Genomic DNA, 15,399 nt, shown 5'->3' on the forward strand with positions numbered 1-15,399 from the left:
CCGATCACCGCATCCGGCGGCGCTCGGCCGACGGCTGGTAGGCCAGCCGCTGATGGTAGGTGCAGTAGGGCGAGTTGTCCGGCGACTCGTTGCCGCAGAAGTGGAAGTCGTCCGTCAGCGGGTCGCCATTCGGCCACTTGCAGGTGCGTTCGGTGAGTTCCGTCAGCTCCAGTCGGCGCGACATTGGCAGCACGACATTGGTGGCGATCAGGGAGACCGGCTCGTCATCATACTCGAAGGCGGTCTCTTCCTTGATGGCCGTTGCACCGGCGGGCCGGGCGATCGTGCGGGTGGCAACCCGAGGCGCGAAGTTTGCCGGGCGGGCGGGCGCTGCCGGCCGTTTCGGGCGGCTCGCCGCCGGCGTGCCGCCGGCTTTCGCGCGGCCGGGGAGGGCGAGACGGTGAACCTTGCCGATAACCGCGTTGCGGCTGACGCCGCCAAGCTGTGCTGCGATCTGGCTGGCGCTCAGTCCCTCGGCCCAAAGCTTCTTGAGCTTCTCGACCCTCTCGTCCGTCCAGTTCATCTCATCGCCTCCGTTCCGGCGTTCCTGGCGAGAATCCGTCGCCAATGCCCCGGATGGCTCCGGAGCGCGGAATGCCTTGATACTGTTGGTGACTAGTTCCGCCGCATGCAGTCTAGTAATTGGCCCTCAACCTACTGACAGGGGGACTCAGTGACAAGAGTCGCGGGAATCCGGCCGAATCGATTTCTCAGTTTTCCCCAACTTGATCGTAGCGTGTGACTCGGCTGCGACACTTCCAGTGAGTGTAATGAATCCTCACGTAGCGGTCGTTCAAGCCAATTTGACGCGGGCCCGGTTTTATTGACATCGGCCAGTGAAATGCTGATAGTGCCGGCGCCGCCGCCAGGCGGCATTTCATTTTTCCGCGACCGGAAAAGTCAAGGATGGCCCCGGGCTTCCGAATACGCTGTGAAGGAGATACGCGCCATGGCTGATGCCACGCCGCTCTACGAGACCTATCTGCGTGCGCCGCTGCGCTTCGAGCGCGGCGAGGGCGTATGGCTGATCGCAGAGGACGGGTCGCGCTATCTCGATTTCGCGGCCGGCGTCGCCGTCAATTCGCTTGGCCACGCCCACCCGCATCTGGTCGAGAGCCTGAAGGCCCAGGCCGACCGGGTCTGGCACCTGTCGAACCTGTACGAGGTTCCCGGCCAGGAAGCGCTTGGCAGGCGGCTGACCGAAGCGACCTTCGCCGACAAGGTGTTCTTCACCAACTCCGGCGCCGAGGCGCTGGAATGCGCGATCAAGACCGCGCGCCGCTACCATTTCGCCAAGGGTCATCCCGGCAAGTTCCATGTCATCACCTTCGAAGGCGCCTTCCACGGCCGCACGCTGGCGACGATCGCCGCCGGCGGCCAGGAGAAATACCTGGAAGGCTTCGGGCCGAAGGCCCCGGGCTTTTATCAGGTTCCCTTCGGCGACATCGCCGCTGTAAGGAACGCGATCACCGAGGAAACGGCAGCGATCCTGATCGAGCCGGTTCAGGGCGAGGGCGGCATCCGGGTAGTGTCGAACGAATTCCTGCGGGAACTGCGCGCGCTCTGCGACGAGTACGGGCTTCTGCTGATCCTCGACGAGGTCCAGAGCGGCGTTGGCCGCACCGGCAAGCTCTTCGCCCATGAATGGGCCGGGATCACGCCTGACATCATGGCGGTCGCCAAGGGCATTGGCGGCGGTTTCCCGCTCGGCGCCTGCCTGGCGACGGCCGACGCCGCCTCGGGCATGGTTGCGGGCACGCACGGCTCCACATACGGCGGCAATCCGCTCGCGATGGCCGTCGGCAATGCGGTGCTGGACGTCGTGCTGCAAGAGGGCTTCCTCGAGCACGTTCGCGACGTGGCGCTCGTGCTGCGCCAGGGGCTGGCCTCGTTGAAGGACCGCTTCCCCGAGATCATCGAGGAAATCCGCGGCGAGGGCCTCATGCTCGGCATCAAGGCGAAGGTGCCGTCGGTCGACCTGCTGAAGGCGGTCCGCGCCGAGCACCTGCTGCTCGTGCCGGCCGGCGAGAACGTGCTGCGGCTGCTGCCGCCGCTGATCACCACGGCCGAGGAGGCGCGCGAGGGCCTGGCACGGATCGAGCGTGCCGCCGAAAAGCTGCGTGCCGAAAAGAAGCAGGACTAAGGCATTTCACCGGGGGCCGGGAACGGCTTCGGGACCAGGACAGGTTAAAACAAAGCCCCTTCAGGCGCGAAAGCTATTTAGGCAAGAGCCCAGGCGAAACAGCAGGACTGAAAGCATGGCCGATACGAGACACTTCCTCGATCTTTCCGCGATGACGGCCGAGGACCTTCGCACGATCATTGACGATGCGAAGGTGCGGAAGGTAGCGACCAAGGCAGGTACGGCCGAGAAGCCGCTTTCCGGCAAGATGCTGGCGATGATCTTCGAGAAGCCGTCGACCCGCACGCGCGTCTCCTTCGACGTCGGCATGCGCCAGCTCGGCGGCGAGACGCTGTTTTTGTCCGGCACCGAGATGCAGCTCGGCCGCGCTGAGACGATCGGCGATACGGCAAAGGTGCTGTCGCGTTATGTCGACGCGATCATGATCCGCACCACCGATCATTCCCGCCTGATGGAGATGGCCGAGCACGCCACAGTGCCGGTGATCAACGCCCTGACGGACCTGACGCATCCCTGCCAGATCATGGCCGACATCATGACCTACGAGGAGCACCGTGGCCCCATCAAGGGCCGGACGATCGCCTGGACGGGCGACGGCAACAACGTGCTGCATTCGTTCGTAGAGGGTGCGGCCCGTTTCGGCTACCGCATGAACATGGCTGTGCCGCTCGGCTCCGAGCCCGAGGACAAGATCCTCAACTGGGCGCGCAACAACGGCGGCGACATCATGCTCTGCCATGACGCCGACCGGGCGGTCGCCGGCGCCGATGCGGTCGTGACCGATTGTTGGGTGTCGATGAACCAGGAGCACCGCGCCCGCGGCCACAATATCTTCCAGCCCTTCCAGGTGAACGGCGCACTGATGAAGCAGGCCGACAAGGATGCGCTGTTCATGCACTGCCTGCCCGCCCATCGCGGCGAGGAAGTGACGGACGAGGTCATCGACGGTCCGCAGTCCGTCGTCTTCGACGAGGCCGAGAACCGCCTGCATGCGCAGAAGTCGATCATCGCCTGGTGCATGGGCCTGATCTGAGGCAAGCCGGCGACTATTGAAAACGGGCGTTCGTGCCACGATCTAAGGCGGAACCGTAGCGTCGCCGCGGCGCCTTTTTGGGGCGCCGACCCGTCTGGAGCATCCGGGCGCGACGGCTCAGAATCACGAAAAAGCCGTTGTCGCGGGCCGATGGACCAGCAATCTGCCCGATGGTGCATGGCGTTGAAGGAGTGAATGATGGCCCAGCCAGCCCCGAAACTCGGCCAACTCGATTTTGCCGGCGATGATCATGTCGTGCCGTTCCATGTGGAAGGTCTCGACGTGCGCGGCCGTGCCGTGCAGCTCGGGCCGATGCTGGACGCGATCCTCGAACGGCACGATTACCCGCAACCGGTGGCGCGCCTGCTGGCCGAGGCGATCGTTCTGACGGTCCTGCTCGGCACGTCGCTGAAGTTCGAGGGCAAGCTGATCCTGCAGACCAAGAGCGACGGCCCCGTCGATCTGCTCGTTGCCGACTTTTCCACCCCTGAGAACGTGCGCGCCTATGCCCGCTTCGATGCCGAAGCGCTGGAGGCCGCGGTCGAGGCAGGCAAGGCAGCTCCGCATGAGTTGCTCGGCAAGGGCGTCCTGGCGTTCACCATCGACCAGGGTGTTCATATGCAACGCTATCAGGGTATCGTTGCGCTCGACGGCCACACGCTCGAGGAGATCGCCGGCGTCTATTTCCGGCAGTCCGAGCAGATCCCGACCAAGGTGCGCCTGGGCGCTGCCGAACTTTACGACCGGGACGAGGCCGGCAAGCCTCGTCACCGGTGGCGTGCCGGCGGCGTGGTCGCGCAGTTCCTGCCCGAGGCGCCCGAGCGGATGCGCCAGCCGGACCTGCCGGGCGGCGACGGCGAGCAGATCGGCCACAGCCTCGAGGAGGACGACAAGTGGGCCGAGGCCCGCAGCCTCGTCGAGACGATCGACGCCGACGAACTGACGGATCCGAACGTCGGTACCGAACGTCTGCTCTTCCGGCTCTTCCATGAGCGCGGCGTTCGGGTCTACCCGCCGCAGCAGGTGGCGGACCGCTGCTCCTGCTCGCGGACCAAGCTGAAGGCCGTGCTCTCCGGTCTGTCGGCGGAGGAGATCGAGCACGCAGCCACCGACGGCCACATCGTCACGACGTGCGAGTTCTGCTCGACGACATACCGTTTCGAGGTTGGTGAAGTCGCCGCCGCCTGAACGCACTCAGCCCGAATTTTCGGAAAACGGACGCCGGCCCCCGGCGTCCGTTTTTGTGTTAGAGTTGCGCCTGCTGGACAGTGCAATCGCGGTGGTTCTTGCGGCCGCTGCGCTCGTCGAGGAGGAGGTGGCCATGATGCACGCTTTTGCCTTTCTCGTGCCGCTGACAATTGGCGTCGTGATGGCGGCGGATATGCCGGTCGCGAATTCGGATGATGGCAAGCAGCAGATCATGAACAATGACGAGGCCTGGTTGAACGCCGTGGCGGCGAACGATCCGAAGGCGATCGCCGCCTTCTATGCCGAAGACGGGGCGATCCTTGCGCCTGGCATGCCGATCGCCAAGGGGCGAGACGCCGTCGAGGCGGCCTGGAAGGGCTTCGTCGGGATGAAGGATTTCTCACTCACCTTCTCCCCCTCGCTCGTCGACGTCGCCCAGTCGGGCGATCTCGCCTATGAGATCGGAACCTACGAGCTGGGATATTCGACCGACAAGCCCGTTCACGACAGAGGCAAATACGTCGTCGTCTGGAAGAAGAGCGACGAGGACTGGAAGGTGATGGCTGACATATTCAACAGTGATGGCGCGATGTAGGCGCCGCCGCCTTTCAGTTCAGAGTGCGGCTCTGGCCCGGTGCATCGAGCGAGAAGGCGGGAATGATCACGTTGAACTGGTCGCCCGCCATCGTCTGCATCTGGTAATGGCCGAACATCACGCCCGAGGGCGTATCGAGTGGGCAGCCCGATGAATATTCATAGGTGTCCCCCGGGTTGAGCACTGGTTGCTCGCCGACCACGCCCGGGCCGCTGACCTCGTCCACCAAGCCGTTCTGGTCGGTGATGTGCCAGTACCGCGCCATCAGCTTAACGGTCATATCCGAACGGTTGGCGATGACGATGCGGTATCCCCACACATAGCGGCTGTCGTCCGGATCGGATTGCTCCTCCAGAAAATATGGCTCGACGGTCACTTCGATGTCGCGGGTCAGCGCTCTGTACATTCTCGGTCTTGGCTCGCTTCAGCATCACGGTCGTTGTCTGCGGCCGTTCGGCTCGCGCAGACGCGCGAAGGCCGCGCCGGCTCGAAGCAATGCGCGGCCTTCCGCTTTTCGTCAAGCTCATAGCGGCCGCGCCGATCAAGGCAGTCGCAGCCCGATGTCAGGCCTGAACTTTCTCGAGCGCCCGAACGAAGTCGTCGACGAGGTCCTGGCCGTCCTCGATGCCGGCAGAGAAGCGCACGGTGCCTGGCGAAATGCCGAGCTCGGCGCGCGCCTCGTCGGTCAGGTTCTTGTGGGTCGTCGTGCCGGGATGGGTGATCAGGCTCTTGGCGTCGCCGAGATTGTTGGAGATCTCGACGACCTCCAGCGCGTTCTGCAGGGCAAAGGCGGCGTCCTTGCCGCCCTTCATCTCGATGCAAACGAGGGTCGAACCACCTGTCATCTGTTTGGAGATGATGTCCGCCTGCGGGTGGTCCTTGCGTCCGGGATAGATGACGCGCGCGACCTTCGGATGGTCGGCGAGGAGATCGGCGATGCGCGCGGCGTTCTCCGTCTGCTGCTTGACGCGCAGCGGCAACGTCTCGATGCCCTTCAGCAGTGTCCAGGCGTTGAATGGCGACATGGCCGGGCCGGTGTGGCGGAAATAGTCCTGCAGGCTCTCTTCGATCCACTGTTTGTCGGACAGCACGATGCCGCCGAGGCAGCGGCCCTGGCCGTCGATATGCTTGGTCGCCGAGTAGACGACCACATGGGCACCGAGCTCGAGCGGCTTCTGGAACAGCGGCGTGGCAAACACGTTGTCGACCACGACCTTGGCGCCGATCTGGTTTGCGAGCTTCGCCACGCCGGCGATGTCGACCACTTCGAGCGTCGGGTTCGTCGGGCTTTCGAGGAAAAAGACCTTGGTGTTCTTCCGGACCGCCTTTTCCCAGTTGGCAAGATCCCGTCCGTCCACGAGCGTGCATTCGATGCCGTAGCGCGGCGCGAGCGTCTCGACCACCCAGCGGCAGGAGCCGAACAGCGCGCGGGCGGCGACGATGTGGTCGCCGGCCCGGACCTGGCAGAGAATGGCAGCCGCCACGGCCGCCATGCCGGATGCCATCGCGCGTCCCTCTTCGGCGCCTTCGAGCAGGCACATGCGCCGCTCGAACATGTCGTTCGTCGGGCTGCCGTAACGGGCGTAGATGAAGCCCTCCGTCTCGCCCTTGAAGCGGGCCTCGGCGGCTTCCGCCGTGTCATAGACGAAGCCCTGCGTCAGAAAGATTGCTTCGGAGGTTTCGGCGTGCTGCGAACGGCTGGTGCCGCCGTGTACGAGTTGGGTTGCCGGGCGCCAGGACTTGCTCATTGCTCATCGCCTTCCAGAACAAAAAAACCGGCCGCAAATGCAGGCCGGTTCGACACCCGGCCTTTTTAGCTACTTGTTTAACGTGGCTGCAAGCCGACCGGCCAAATCACCACGGGATAGGCGGTCCATACTGCCTGCCGGCGCTTGCGTCAACCGGCCGTATTTGGTTTTGTCGGCCAGCTTCGAGGATGGATCATGGTACGAAAAACGGGAATTCTGGCCGATCGCGCTATTCGCGCGCTGTTCGATGCCGGCGGGCTGGCGAGCGAGGCTCCGCTGGATCCAGACCAGGTCCAGCCGGCGAGCCTGGACCTGCGGCTCGGCGCCAAGGCTTTCCGCGTCCGCGCGAGCTTTCTTCCCGGCCCTTCGCACCTGGTCTTCGACAAGCTCGACCGGCTAAAGCTGCACGAGATCGACCTCTCGGAAGGTGCTGTGCTCGAGACCGGCTGCGTCTATATCGTGCCGCTGATGGAACGGCTCGACCTGCCGGTGGATCTCGCTGCCTCCACCAATCCGAAGAGCTCCACCGGTCGCCTCGACATCTTCACCCGCGTCATCACCGACCGCGCCCAGGAGTTCGACAAGATTCCGGCCGGCTACACCGGGCCGCTCTACCTGGAAATCTCGCCGCGCACCTTTCCGATCGTCGTGCGCCGCGGCTCGCGCCTGTCGCAGATCCGCTTCCGAAACGGCAACGCCATCCTTTCTGATGCCGAACTGCTGGCGTTGCACGCCTCCGACACGCTGGTGGCGAGCGACACGCCGAACGTCTCCGGCGGCGGCATCGCGCTGTCCATCGATCTGAAGGGCACCGGCCCCGACGGGCTGATCGGTTATCGCGGCAAGCGCCACACGGCCGTCGTCGATGTGGACAAGAAGAACCAGCACGACGTCTTCGATTTCTGGGAGCCGCTGTTCAGCCGCGGCCGCAACGAGCTCATCCTCGATCCGGACGAGTTCTACATCCTCGTCTCCCGCGAGGCGGTGCACGTTCCGCCGCGCTACGCCGCCGAGATGACGCCCTTCGATCCGCTCGTCGGCGAGTTCCGCGTCCATTACGCCGGCTTCTTCGATCCGGGCTTCGGCCATGCCGCCGCCGGCGGCTCCGGCAGCCGCGCCGTGCTCGAGGTCCGCAGCCACGAGGTGCCGTTCATCCTCGAGCATGGCCAGATCGTCGGCCGCCTCGTCTACGAGCACATGCTGGAGCTGCCTCAAGGCCTGTACGGCGCGGGGCTCGGATCGAACTACCAGGCCCAGGGGCTGAAGCTGTCCAAGCATTTCCGGTCAGGCTGACGGCGCTTGACGCTCGGCCGCCGTCCGCCCGAGCGTCCAATGAACTTCAACATCGATGAAGCTTTGCCACCCAGCATGGCCACAAAGCCGCTGGCACGCTGCGACCGAGTTGCGGCACTTGGGTCTTGCCAACGCGTCTATCGGATTGTGCCTGCATGCATCGCTGCCTGCGCGGCGAGAGGCGGGTCGGTCTTTACCCTTTTGTATCGATTGTCGATTAACAGACCAGCATTCGAGCGATGCGGCGGTCGGCGTCTTGACGGGCTTCGCTGGATGGCCTGATGGATTCTCATCCCACCAGCTACGAACTCCATTGTGCCTTGGTTTGAAGTCCAGTTTCAGGCGGCCGCCCAGCCGATACCAGGCAGGACGGTTTAGAGCAAAGGCCATCCATGAGCAAAGCAGCTGCCGCAGCCCGCGATGCGGAACGATTTTTCGATTGCAATCGCCTTGGCCTCCCGGTCGTCGCTTTTCGCCATGACGGGGGCGTCCAATATGCCAACGAACCGGCAATGCAGCTGGCAGGAGCCGATCCGGCCGCGCAACGGTTGTTCTTCGACCGGCTCTATCGTGCACGACGGCTTCCAGAGGAGGCATCGGGCATACGACGCACAGGCACCATCGAGTTGGGCGATGGAAGCACCCAGGCAATATGGGAAACACCTGGCGACGAGCATGTCGTTGTAACCCTGACCCCATGGGACGAGCCGGGTCCGGAGCAGGGTTTGTTCCCCGTGGACGAACTCACGGGGCTGTGTGGTCGCTCCGAACTTTTGTTCACGCTCGAGGGCGCGGCAGCGGAGCAACGCGACGACATTGCCGTGTATGCCCTGGATCTCGACCGCTTCAAGTTTGTCAACGACACGCTGGGGCATCCCATCGGCGATGCCCTTCTCAAGGCCGTTGCCAAGCGCTTGCGCGGCGCTTGCCGGCAGGACGACCTCATTGCGCGGGTGGGCGGCGATGAATTCATCATCGTCCAGACGAATGTCAGCGACGTTAACGAAGCGATCAGACTAGCCGAAAGGCTGGTCGATCTTATCGGTCGCACGTATTTGCTCAGCGGTCATTCGGTGAATGTCGGCGTGAGCGTCGGCATCGCCTTTTCGGGAAACGACGCGCGAGATCCCGAGAGGCTGCTTCAGAACGCGGACCTCGCGCTTTATCGTGCAAAGAACGACGGGCGCGGCCGTTACGCCTTGTTCGACCCGGAACTGCACGAGAAGATGCAGCGGCGGCGGGCTCTGGAAATTGATCTGCGCAGGGCGCTTGCCTTCAGGCAGTTCGTGCTTGTTTATCAGCCTCAGGTCGATCTCGTCAGGAACCGTGTAACCGGATTTGAGGCGCTCATCCGGTGGCACCATCCCGAGCGGGGCGTGGTGTCGCCGTTGGAATTCATTCCGCTGGCCGAAGAGATCGGGTTGATCACGCAGATCGGCGAATGGGTTCTGCGAACCGCATGTAAGGACGCGGCCGGATGGCCGGACGACCTGTCGGTCTCGGTGAATGTGTCCCCTGTGCAATTCAGAGGCGGCAACCTGGGCGACATCGTCGTGTCCGCCTTGGGAGGTGCTGGCTTGCCGGCGCATCGTCTTGAGCTGGAAATCACCGAAAGCGCACTTCTGAATTACACCGACGAAGTTCTTGCCACCCTGAAGTCCGTCAAGGCGCTCGGGGTCCAGGTGTCTATGGATGACTTCGGGACCGGCTATTCCTCGCTCAGCTACCTGCAGAAATTTCCCTTCGACAAGATCAAGATCGACCAGTCGTTTATTCGCGGCGCGGACAGCCGGCTGGAATGTCAGGCTGTACTCCGAGCCGTTGCCGGTCTCGGCATGAGCCTCGGCATGAAGACGATCGCCGAGGGCGTGGAGACAGAAGAACAGTTGGAACGGGTGCGAGCCGAAGGATGCACTTCCGTGCAGGGCTATTTTACCGGCAGGCCCATCGCCGAGATCGACATCGACGCATTCTTGAGCTCGTGGAACCGCCAAAAGGAGGCTGGCAATGAGTAGGCAACTCTATCGGCTCGTCTATTACAGCCGAAACCGGATTTCCAAGGATGGCGACGATTTCAGGCAGGCGATCGAGGAGATCCTCGCGACCAGTCGCGACAACAATTCACGCTGCGATGTGACCGGTGCATTGATCTTCAATGCGGGTTGTTTCGGCCAGGTGCTCGAAGGGCATATTGAGGACGTCGAAGCAACCTTTGAACGGATCCAGCAGGACGAGCGTCACGGCGACGTGTCGCTTCTGGCCATCGAGCCGATCGAGCACCGCCATTTTGCCCAATGGTCGATGGCATTGGTTACCGCTCTCCCCAGCTTTGACAGCGTCTTGACCTCGATAGGACTGCAAAGCGGGTTCGACCCCAGCAAGCTGAACGGTGACGAACTCCATTCCGTATTGCACCGGCTGCTCTTGGAAGAGGAAGCCTTCCTGGCACAATAGCTGGAGTTGTCGTACGGCGCGCGGTTGGGATCGAACTGCCCGGCCCAGGAGCTGAAGCTGTCCCAGCATATTCGCCCCGCGTGATGGCGCGTTGCCCTCGGCCGCTGTCCGTCCGGGCCTGCGATGATTGAAAAATCGAGAAGCTGCGCCGTCCAGCATGGCAAAAAAGCCGCTGTCTGGCGCGCTGGGACCGGGCTGAGGCAGGCAGGCAGCGCCGTCTCCGTGCACCGGCACCTTGACACGTCTGCCAAACTCGTTGATGACTCCAGCGGCTCCATCAGCGGGTATGATGTAATGGTAGCCTGTCAGCTTCCCAAGCTGAACGCGCGGGTTCGATTCCCGCTACCCGCTCCAATTCTTACTCCTATAACCGTTTTCGATCGAGCGAGGCTCTGCAACGCGGCGTCAGTGGCCGTGAGATCGACGATCGGCTCCGGCGAAGATAAATCCCCAAATAAGCTTCGAGCACCTGGTCGAAGAACTTCAGCACTGCCGAACGAGGTGCCGGCTCTTTGTTGCTGACCGCCAGGCATGCCGTCCCGCCGGTTTGACCGGCTTCCCATTGAACCGATCGCCAGCCTCCAACGTAACAGGAGGATGGCAAGGACGTTGCGGGGAACGAACATGCACGAAAACAGGAACATGGATAAGCGCGCGCGGGCCGGTGCTGCACCCGAAGGGGTCGCGTGGGTCACCGGCGCCGGTTCTGGCATCGGCCGCGCCCTGGCGATCCGGCTCGCCCGCGAGGGTTGGAATGTCGCGGCGAGCGCGCGCACTGCCGGTGACCTCGTCACGCTTGCCGCCGAATCCCCCGGCCGCATCCGTGCCTTCCCGCTCGACGTGACGGATGCGGAGGCGGTGCGAAAGACCGTCTCCGGTATTGAGCAGGATCTCGGGCCGCTCGATCTTGCCGTCTTGAATGCGGGCACTTACGCGCGCGACTCCGCAGCTGATTTCGACGCGGCCGCCTTCCGCGCCACCATCGAGGTCAACCTGATGGGGGCCGTCCACTGCCTGGCCGCGCTGATGCCGGGCATGATGGCGCGCGGTTCGGGACACATTGCCGTCGTCTCCTCGGTTGCCGGTTATGTCGGCCTGCCCGGCGCCGCCGCCTATGGTGCGTCCAAGGCGGCGCTCATCAACATGTGCGAGGCGCTTCATCCCGAACTCACCGCCCGCGACGTCCGCCTCAGCCTCATCAATCCGGGCTTCGTCGATACGCCGCTGACGCGGAAGAACGACTTTCCGATGCCGTTTCTGATTTCAGCCGAGGCTGCCGTCGATTACATTATGGCCGGCCTGAAGAGGCAGCGCTTCGAGATCGCCTTTCCCTGGAAGATGGTCCTGTCGATGAAGTTCCTGGCGGCACTGCCTGCAAGGCTGCGCCTTGCCGCGACGCGCCGCCTTGTTCGCGGCCGACCGCAGCCCTAGCCCTCAGGCGCCAGCTGAAACTGGCAGACATCGATCGTTCCATGGCGAAAGCCTGTCGCGCAGTAGTGCAGGTAATAGCGCCACATCCGCTTGAAGCGTGCGTCGAAGCCAAGTGCCTCGATGCGATGCCAGGCGGCGACGAAGGCCCGGTCCCAGGCAAGCAGCGTCCTTTCGTAATCGGCCCCGAAGAATTTCCGCTCCAGCACCTTCAGCCCGCGCTCGGTCGCCGCGGCGGCGAAGGCTGTCGGCGAGGGCAGCATGCCACCGGGGAAGATGTAGGTCTGGATGAAGTCGGCGTTGCGACGGTAGTTGTCGAAACGCTCTTCGGCGATGGTGATGGACTGGACCATGGCGCGGCCGCCCGGCTTCAGCAGGGCCCGAAGTGCATCGAAATAGGTCGGCCAGTTTTCCTCGCCGACAGCCTCGAACATCTCGATCGAGACGATCTTGTCGAACCGGCCCACGCAGTCGCGGTAGTCCTGCAGCCTGATTTCCACCCTATCCGAAAGACCGGCGGCGGCGAGGCGCTCCCGCGCGAACCCGGCCTGCTCACGCGACAGGGTCAGGGCGGTTATCCGGCACCCCGCCTCGGTCGCCGCGTATTCGGCAAAGCCGCCCCAGCCGCAGCCGATTTCCAGCACGTGATCCTTCGGGCCGAGCTCCAGCGCCTCGACGATCCGCGCATATTTGGCCCGCTGCGCCTCGGCCAGGGTCAGGTCGTCGCGGTGGAACATCGCGGACGAATAGGTCATCGTCTCGTCGAGCCAGAGCCGATAGAAATCGTTGCCGAGATCGTAGTGGAAGGCGATGTTGCGACGGCTGCCGGCGCGCGTGTTGGCACGGAGCCGATGCTTCAGGAACGCGACAAGCCTGGCGAGGCCCGGGGCGTTAAGGACGGCGGCAAGCGCCGCCTCGTTAGCAAGGCCCAGTTGCAGCACCGCACCGAGATCGGGGCTGTCCCAGTCGCCATCGATATAGGCGCGGGCAAAGCCCAGGCTGCCGCCGGTTGCCAACTTCCATACCAGCCTGCCCGACCGCACGTGGATGATTGCGGACGGACCGGGCAGCGCTCCCTGCGCATGATGCGCGCTGCCGTCCGGGAAACGGATGGCGAGTTGGCCCGCGACGATCCGGTCGGCCCAGGCGCAAAGCGAACGCGCCCACAGTGGTCGGCGGAGCCTCCTCGTGGCGACCGACTTTCCTTCAACGTTGCTCATAGATGGTATGGTCCTGAAATTTCCCCGCCACGATGGTCGTGGCGACCCTGCTGGCTGCGGCGCGATGGCGGTGGACGGGAATGCCCTTGCGCCAGATCCGCAGCGCCTCCCAGTGAATGCCCGCCGTCACCTTGAGCGTCATCAGCGGGTATCGGATCAGCGCCCGCAGAAGCGCGCGGTCCGACAACGCTTCCCGCCGGCCGGAGAAAGAGGCGACGAGAACCCGACCGTCCGCGTCCGATTCATCGATGCGCAGCAGCACCCTGTCGTCCGGCGGCTCGATGTGAAAACGGTAGAAGCATGCCATCGGCATGAAGGGCGAGACGTAGAGTTCCTTGGCGCAGCCCTGTCGCACCGGCCCCTTCGCGCCGTGCTCGACCGGGATGACATAGGTGTGGCGCTCGCCGAAAGTATTGCAGACCTCGTAGAGCATCGCCCGCAGCTCGCCGTCCGGGGCGTAGCAAAAGTAGACCGTCAGCGGATTGAAGACGTAGCCAAGGATGCGTGGATAGCAGAGCACGCGGATGCTCATGCCCGGCTCCAGCCTGCCGGCTTGCCGCAGGCGCGCCTCGACCCAGGCCCGCAACCCGCCTGGGCTGCCGTCGCCGTGGTCGGCGTCCCAGAAGCTCAGCATGGCCCGGCGGTTATACCCGAACAGCCGCGAGGTCGCGCTCAGCACGTCCAATTCGTCAAGATCGAGCAGCATCGAAAAGACGCGGTAGCGGAGCCTGTGACGGCGCGGCCGAACGCGCATGTGCATGACCTCGCCGAGAAACAGCGCCGACTGTCCGGTCATTCCGCCGCCTCCAATCGGGGCGGGAGCGCGATCCGGCCGGATTCGTCGCGCAACCGCCATGGCCGCCGCACGTCGGCGACGCTCTCGGCGGCGGCAAGCCCGGATTGCAAGCCGTCCTCATGGAAGCCGAACCCGAAGTAAGCGCCACAGAACCATGTGTTGCGCCGGCCCTGCAACCGCCATAGCTGCTGCTGCGCATCGAGTGCTCGCTGGTCGAATAGCGGATGGGTGTAGCGATAGCTTCCGACGACCTTTTTATCCGCGATCGCGCGGGTGGGATTAAGCGTGACGAACAGCGGATGGCGCCTGTCGAGGTTCTGCAAACGGTTCATCCAGTAGGTCACGCACAGGGGCTGGACGCCTTCGTCGCCGCTTTCGCCGATATAGTTCCAGCTCGACCAGACACGCCGACGCCTCGGCATCAGGTTCTCGTCGGAATGCAGCACGGCCAGGTTGTCCGTGTAGCGGAAGGCGCCGAGCAGGTCGCGCTCCTCATGATCGGCATCGGTCAGCAGGCCGAGCGCCTGGTCGGCGTGCGTGGCAATGACGACATCGGTAAACGTATCGTCATTTCCTCTCATGTCCGTCACGACGACGCGGCCGTTCTTCCGCGAGATGCTGCGGACCCCGACACCGGCACGGACACCTTCGATGAAGCTCGCGCTCAGGCGGTGGACATATTCCTGGCTGCCGCCAAGAACGGTTCGCCATTTCGGTCGGCCGGCGAGGCTGAGCAGGCCGTGGCTGGCAAAGAACCGGACAAAGGCAAGCAGCGGATAGGCGCGCATCTCGCGCGCCGTGGTCGACCAGATCGCCGCCCCCATCGGCATGAGGTGATCCTCGATGAAGGCCGGCGCATAATCGTTGCGGTCGAGATATTCGCCCAAGGTGACCCCGTGGAGGTCCGGGCGAGCCAGCAGGGAGGGCGCCTCGCGGTAGAAGCGCAAAATGTCCCGCATCATCCGCCAGAAGCGGGGCCGGATGACATTGCCCCGCTGGCCGATCAGACCGTTCAGTCCCGAGCCGGAATATTCGAGCTTGCCGCCCTCGAGCGAGGCGGCGAAGGACATGTCGGAAGCGGCCGTCGGCACCCCTGTTTCCTTGAACAGGGCTACCAGGTTTGGATAGTTGCGCTCGTTATAGACGATAAAGCCGGTATCGACGGGGATCACTCCGTCGTCCGTCGGCACCATGACGGTATTCGAGTGGCCACCGAGGCGCCCGTCAATTTCGTAAAGCGTGACACTGAGCTTGCGGCTTAGCAGCCAGGCCGCCGAAAGACCCGAGATCCCCGATCCGACCACCGCCACACGGCGCGCATGGTCAGGCAACTCCCTGCTGGAATGAATTTGCACTATGCCTCTCCGATCCTGTAACGGCGTTGATCGTTGATACGCAGCCCAGGGTGTAGCGGATCGGTGGAGGTCGAAATTTGGTGTACCGGTGATCCGGTATCTGACTCGTGGCGTATCTCCGGCATGAACACAATCGTTCCCCTGAG

14 protein-coding genes, 1 tRNA gene and 1 riboswitch are annotated in these 15,399 nt (G+C 63.8%); of the genes, 9 read left to right on the forward strand and 6 right to left on the reverse strand.

Annotation, left to right across the window (positions count from 1 at the left end):
• Positions 1–4: 4 nt before the first annotated feature.
• Complete coding sequence (locus tag C7449_RS05920; RefSeq protein WP_108001850.1) at positions 5–523, reverse strand: GcrA family cell cycle regulator; 519 nt, start codon at positions 521–523, stop codon at positions 5–7.
• Positions 524–949: 426 nt separating this feature from the next.
• Here C7449_RS05920 and C7449_RS05925 point away from each other — a divergent pair, with 426 nt between their 5' ends.
• The 4 genes from C7449_RS05925 to C7449_RS05940 all read left to right on the forward strand — a co-directional run bounded on the left by C7449_RS05925 (position 950) and on the right by C7449_RS05940 (position 4,959).
• Entirely contained in the window at positions 950–2,143 is a 1,194-nt protein-coding gene (locus tag C7449_RS05925) for an aspartate aminotransferase family protein (RefSeq protein WP_108001851.1), read from the forward strand.
• A gap of 115 nt (positions 2,144–2,258) precedes the next feature.
• The gene (gene argF / locus C7449_RS05930; protein ID WP_108001852.1) at positions 2,259–3,176 is read left to right on the forward strand and encodes an ornithine carbamoyltransferase; all 918 of its coding nucleotides are present in this window, start codon (positions 2,259–2,261) and stop codon (positions 3,174–3,176) included.
• A gap of 198 nt (positions 3,177–3,374) precedes the next feature.
• Positions 3,375–4,364 (forward strand): Hsp33 family molecular chaperone, encoded by a 990-nt coding sequence (locus C7449_RS05935; protein ID WP_108002077.1) that lies wholly within the window; start codon positions 3,375–3,377, stop codon positions 4,362–4,364.
• Positions 4,345–4,959 (forward strand): YybH family protein, encoded by a 615-nt coding sequence (locus tag C7449_RS05940; protein WP_146165051.1) that lies wholly within the window; start codon positions 4,345–4,347, stop codon positions 4,957–4,959. The genes C7449_RS05935 and C7449_RS05940 overlap by 20 nt, the downstream gene beginning before the upstream one ends.
• A 13-nt stretch (positions 4,960–4,972) precedes the next feature.
• Here the strand turns inward: C7449_RS05940 and apaG are convergent, their stop codons facing one another.
• Positions 4,973–5,365, reverse strand: coding sequence for a Co2+/Mg2+ efflux protein ApaG (gene apaG / locus C7449_RS05945; RefSeq protein WP_108001854.1), 393 nt, complete (start codon positions 5,363–5,365; stop codon positions 4,973–4,975).
• A gap of 157 nt (positions 5,366–5,522) precedes the next feature.
• Positions 5,523–6,707, reverse strand: coding sequence for an O-succinylhomoserine sulfhydrylase (locus C7449_RS05950; RefSeq protein ID WP_108001855.1), 1,185 nt, complete (start codon positions 6,705–6,707; stop codon positions 5,523–5,525).
• Between the two features lie 44 nt (positions 6,708–6,751).
• Positions 6,752–6,830, reverse strand: a riboswitch (SAM riboswitch).
• Between the two features lie 72 nt (positions 6,831–6,902).
• Between C7449_RS05950 and C7449_RS05955 the strand changes: the two genes are divergently transcribed.
• The 5 genes from C7449_RS05955 to C7449_RS05975 all read left to right on the forward strand — a co-directional run bounded on the left by C7449_RS05955 (position 6,903) and on the right by C7449_RS05975 (position 11,885).
• The gene (locus C7449_RS05955; protein WP_108001856.1) at positions 6,903–8,000 is read left to right on the forward strand and encodes a 2'-deoxycytidine 5'-triphosphate deaminase; all 1,098 of its coding nucleotides are present in this window, start codon (positions 6,903–6,905) and stop codon (positions 7,998–8,000) included.
• A gap of 392 nt (positions 8,001–8,392) precedes the next feature.
• Positions 8,393–10,015 (forward strand): putative bifunctional diguanylate cyclase/phosphodiesterase, encoded by a 1,623-nt coding sequence (locus C7449_RS05960; protein WP_108001857.1) that lies wholly within the window; start codon positions 8,393–8,395, stop codon positions 10,013–10,015.
• On the forward strand, positions 10,008–10,454 hold the full coding sequence (locus C7449_RS05965; RefSeq protein ID WP_108001858.1) for a BLUF domain-containing protein: 447 nt from the start codon (positions 10,008–10,010) through the stop codon (positions 10,452–10,454). The genes C7449_RS05960 and C7449_RS05965 overlap by 8 nt, the downstream gene beginning before the upstream one ends.
• 280 nt (positions 10,455–10,734) lie before the next feature.
• Positions 10,735–10,808 (forward strand) — tRNA-Gly (locus C7449_RS05970).
• A 288-nt stretch (positions 10,809–11,096) separates the two neighbouring features.
• On the forward strand, positions 11,097–11,885 hold the full coding sequence (locus C7449_RS05975; protein WP_245414291.1) for an SDR family NAD(P)-dependent oxidoreductase: 789 nt from the start codon (positions 11,097–11,099) through the stop codon (positions 11,883–11,885).
• Here the strand turns inward: C7449_RS05975 and C7449_RS05980 are convergent.
• Genes C7449_RS05980 through C7449_RS05990 form a run of 3 tightly spaced genes read right to left on the reverse strand, consistent with a single transcriptional unit; the run spans position 11,882 to position 15,253 of the window.
• On the reverse strand, positions 11,882–13,102 hold the full coding sequence (locus C7449_RS05980; protein ID WP_108001860.1) for an SAM-dependent methyltransferase: 1,221 nt from the start codon (positions 13,100–13,102) through the stop codon (positions 11,882–11,884). The two genes, C7449_RS05975 and C7449_RS05980, sit on opposite strands and share 4 nt — an antisense overlap.
• Positions 13,089–13,898, reverse strand: a complete 810-nt coding sequence (locus tag C7449_RS05985; RefSeq protein ID WP_108001861.1) for a DUF1365 domain-containing protein — start codon at positions 13,896–13,898, stop codon at positions 13,089–13,091. The genes C7449_RS05980 and C7449_RS05985 overlap by 14 nt, the downstream gene beginning before the upstream one ends.
• Complete coding sequence (locus C7449_RS05990) at positions 13,895–15,253, reverse strand: NAD(P)/FAD-dependent oxidoreductase (protein WP_245414292.1); 1,359 nt, start codon at positions 15,251–15,253, stop codon at positions 13,895–13,897. Before C7449_RS05990 ends, C7449_RS05985 begins: the two co-directional genes overlap by 4 nt.
• Positions 15,254–15,399 lie beyond the last annotated feature (146 nt).

The organism is Mycoplana dimorpha, assembly GCF_003046475.1.
Lineage (GTDB): Bacteria > Pseudomonadota > Alphaproteobacteria > Rhizobiales > Rhizobiaceae > Mycoplana > Mycoplana dimorpha.

What these genes read in the sequence shown, in the direction of transcription:
- C7449_RS05920 (WP_108001850.1), bottom strand. Translation starts at nt 523, where the DNA reads ATGAACTGGACGGACGAGAGGGTCGAGAAGCTCAAGAAGCTTTGGGCC.
- C7449_RS05925 (WP_108001851.1), top strand. Translation starts at nt 950, where the DNA reads ATGGCTGATGCCACGCCGCTCTACGAGACCTATCTGCGTGCGCCGCTG.
- argF (WP_108001852.1), top strand. Translation starts at nt 2,259, where the DNA reads ATGGCCGATACGAGACACTTCCTCGATCTTTCCGCGATGACGGCCGAG.
- C7449_RS05935 (WP_108002077.1), top strand. Translation starts at nt 3,375, where the DNA reads ATGGCCCAGCCAGCCCCGAAACTCGGCCAACTCGATTTTGCCGGCGAT.
- apaG (WP_108001854.1), bottom strand. Translation starts at nt 5,365, where the DNA reads ATGTACAGAGCGCTGACCCGCGACATCGAAGTGACCGTCGAGCCATAT.
- C7449_RS05950 (WP_108001855.1), bottom strand. Translation starts at nt 6,707, where the DNA reads ATGAGCAAGTCCTGGCGCCCGGCAACCCAACTCGTACACGGCGGCACC.
- C7449_RS05955 (WP_108001856.1), top strand. Translation starts at nt 6,903, where the DNA reads ATGGTACGAAAAACGGGAATTCTGGCCGATCGCGCTATTCGCGCGCTG.
- C7449_RS05960 (WP_108001857.1), top strand. Translation starts at nt 8,393, where the DNA reads ATGAGCAAAGCAGCTGCCGCAGCCCGCGATGCGGAACGATTTTTCGAT.
- C7449_RS05965 (WP_108001858.1), top strand. Translation starts at nt 10,008, where the DNA reads ATGAGTAGGCAACTCTATCGGCTCGTCTATTACAGCCGAAACCGGATT.
- C7449_RS05975 (WP_245414291.1), top strand. Translation starts at nt 11,097, where the DNA reads ATGGATAAGCGCGCGCGGGCCGGTGCTGCACCCGAAGGGGTCGCGTGG.
- C7449_RS05980 (WP_108001860.1), bottom strand. Translation starts at nt 13,102, where the DNA reads ATGAGCAACGTTGAAGGAAAGTCGGTCGCCACGAGGAGGCTCCGCCGA.
- C7449_RS05985 (WP_108001861.1), bottom strand. Translation starts at nt 13,898, where the DNA reads ATGACCGGACAGTCGGCGCTGTTTCTCGGCGAGGTCATGCACATGCGC.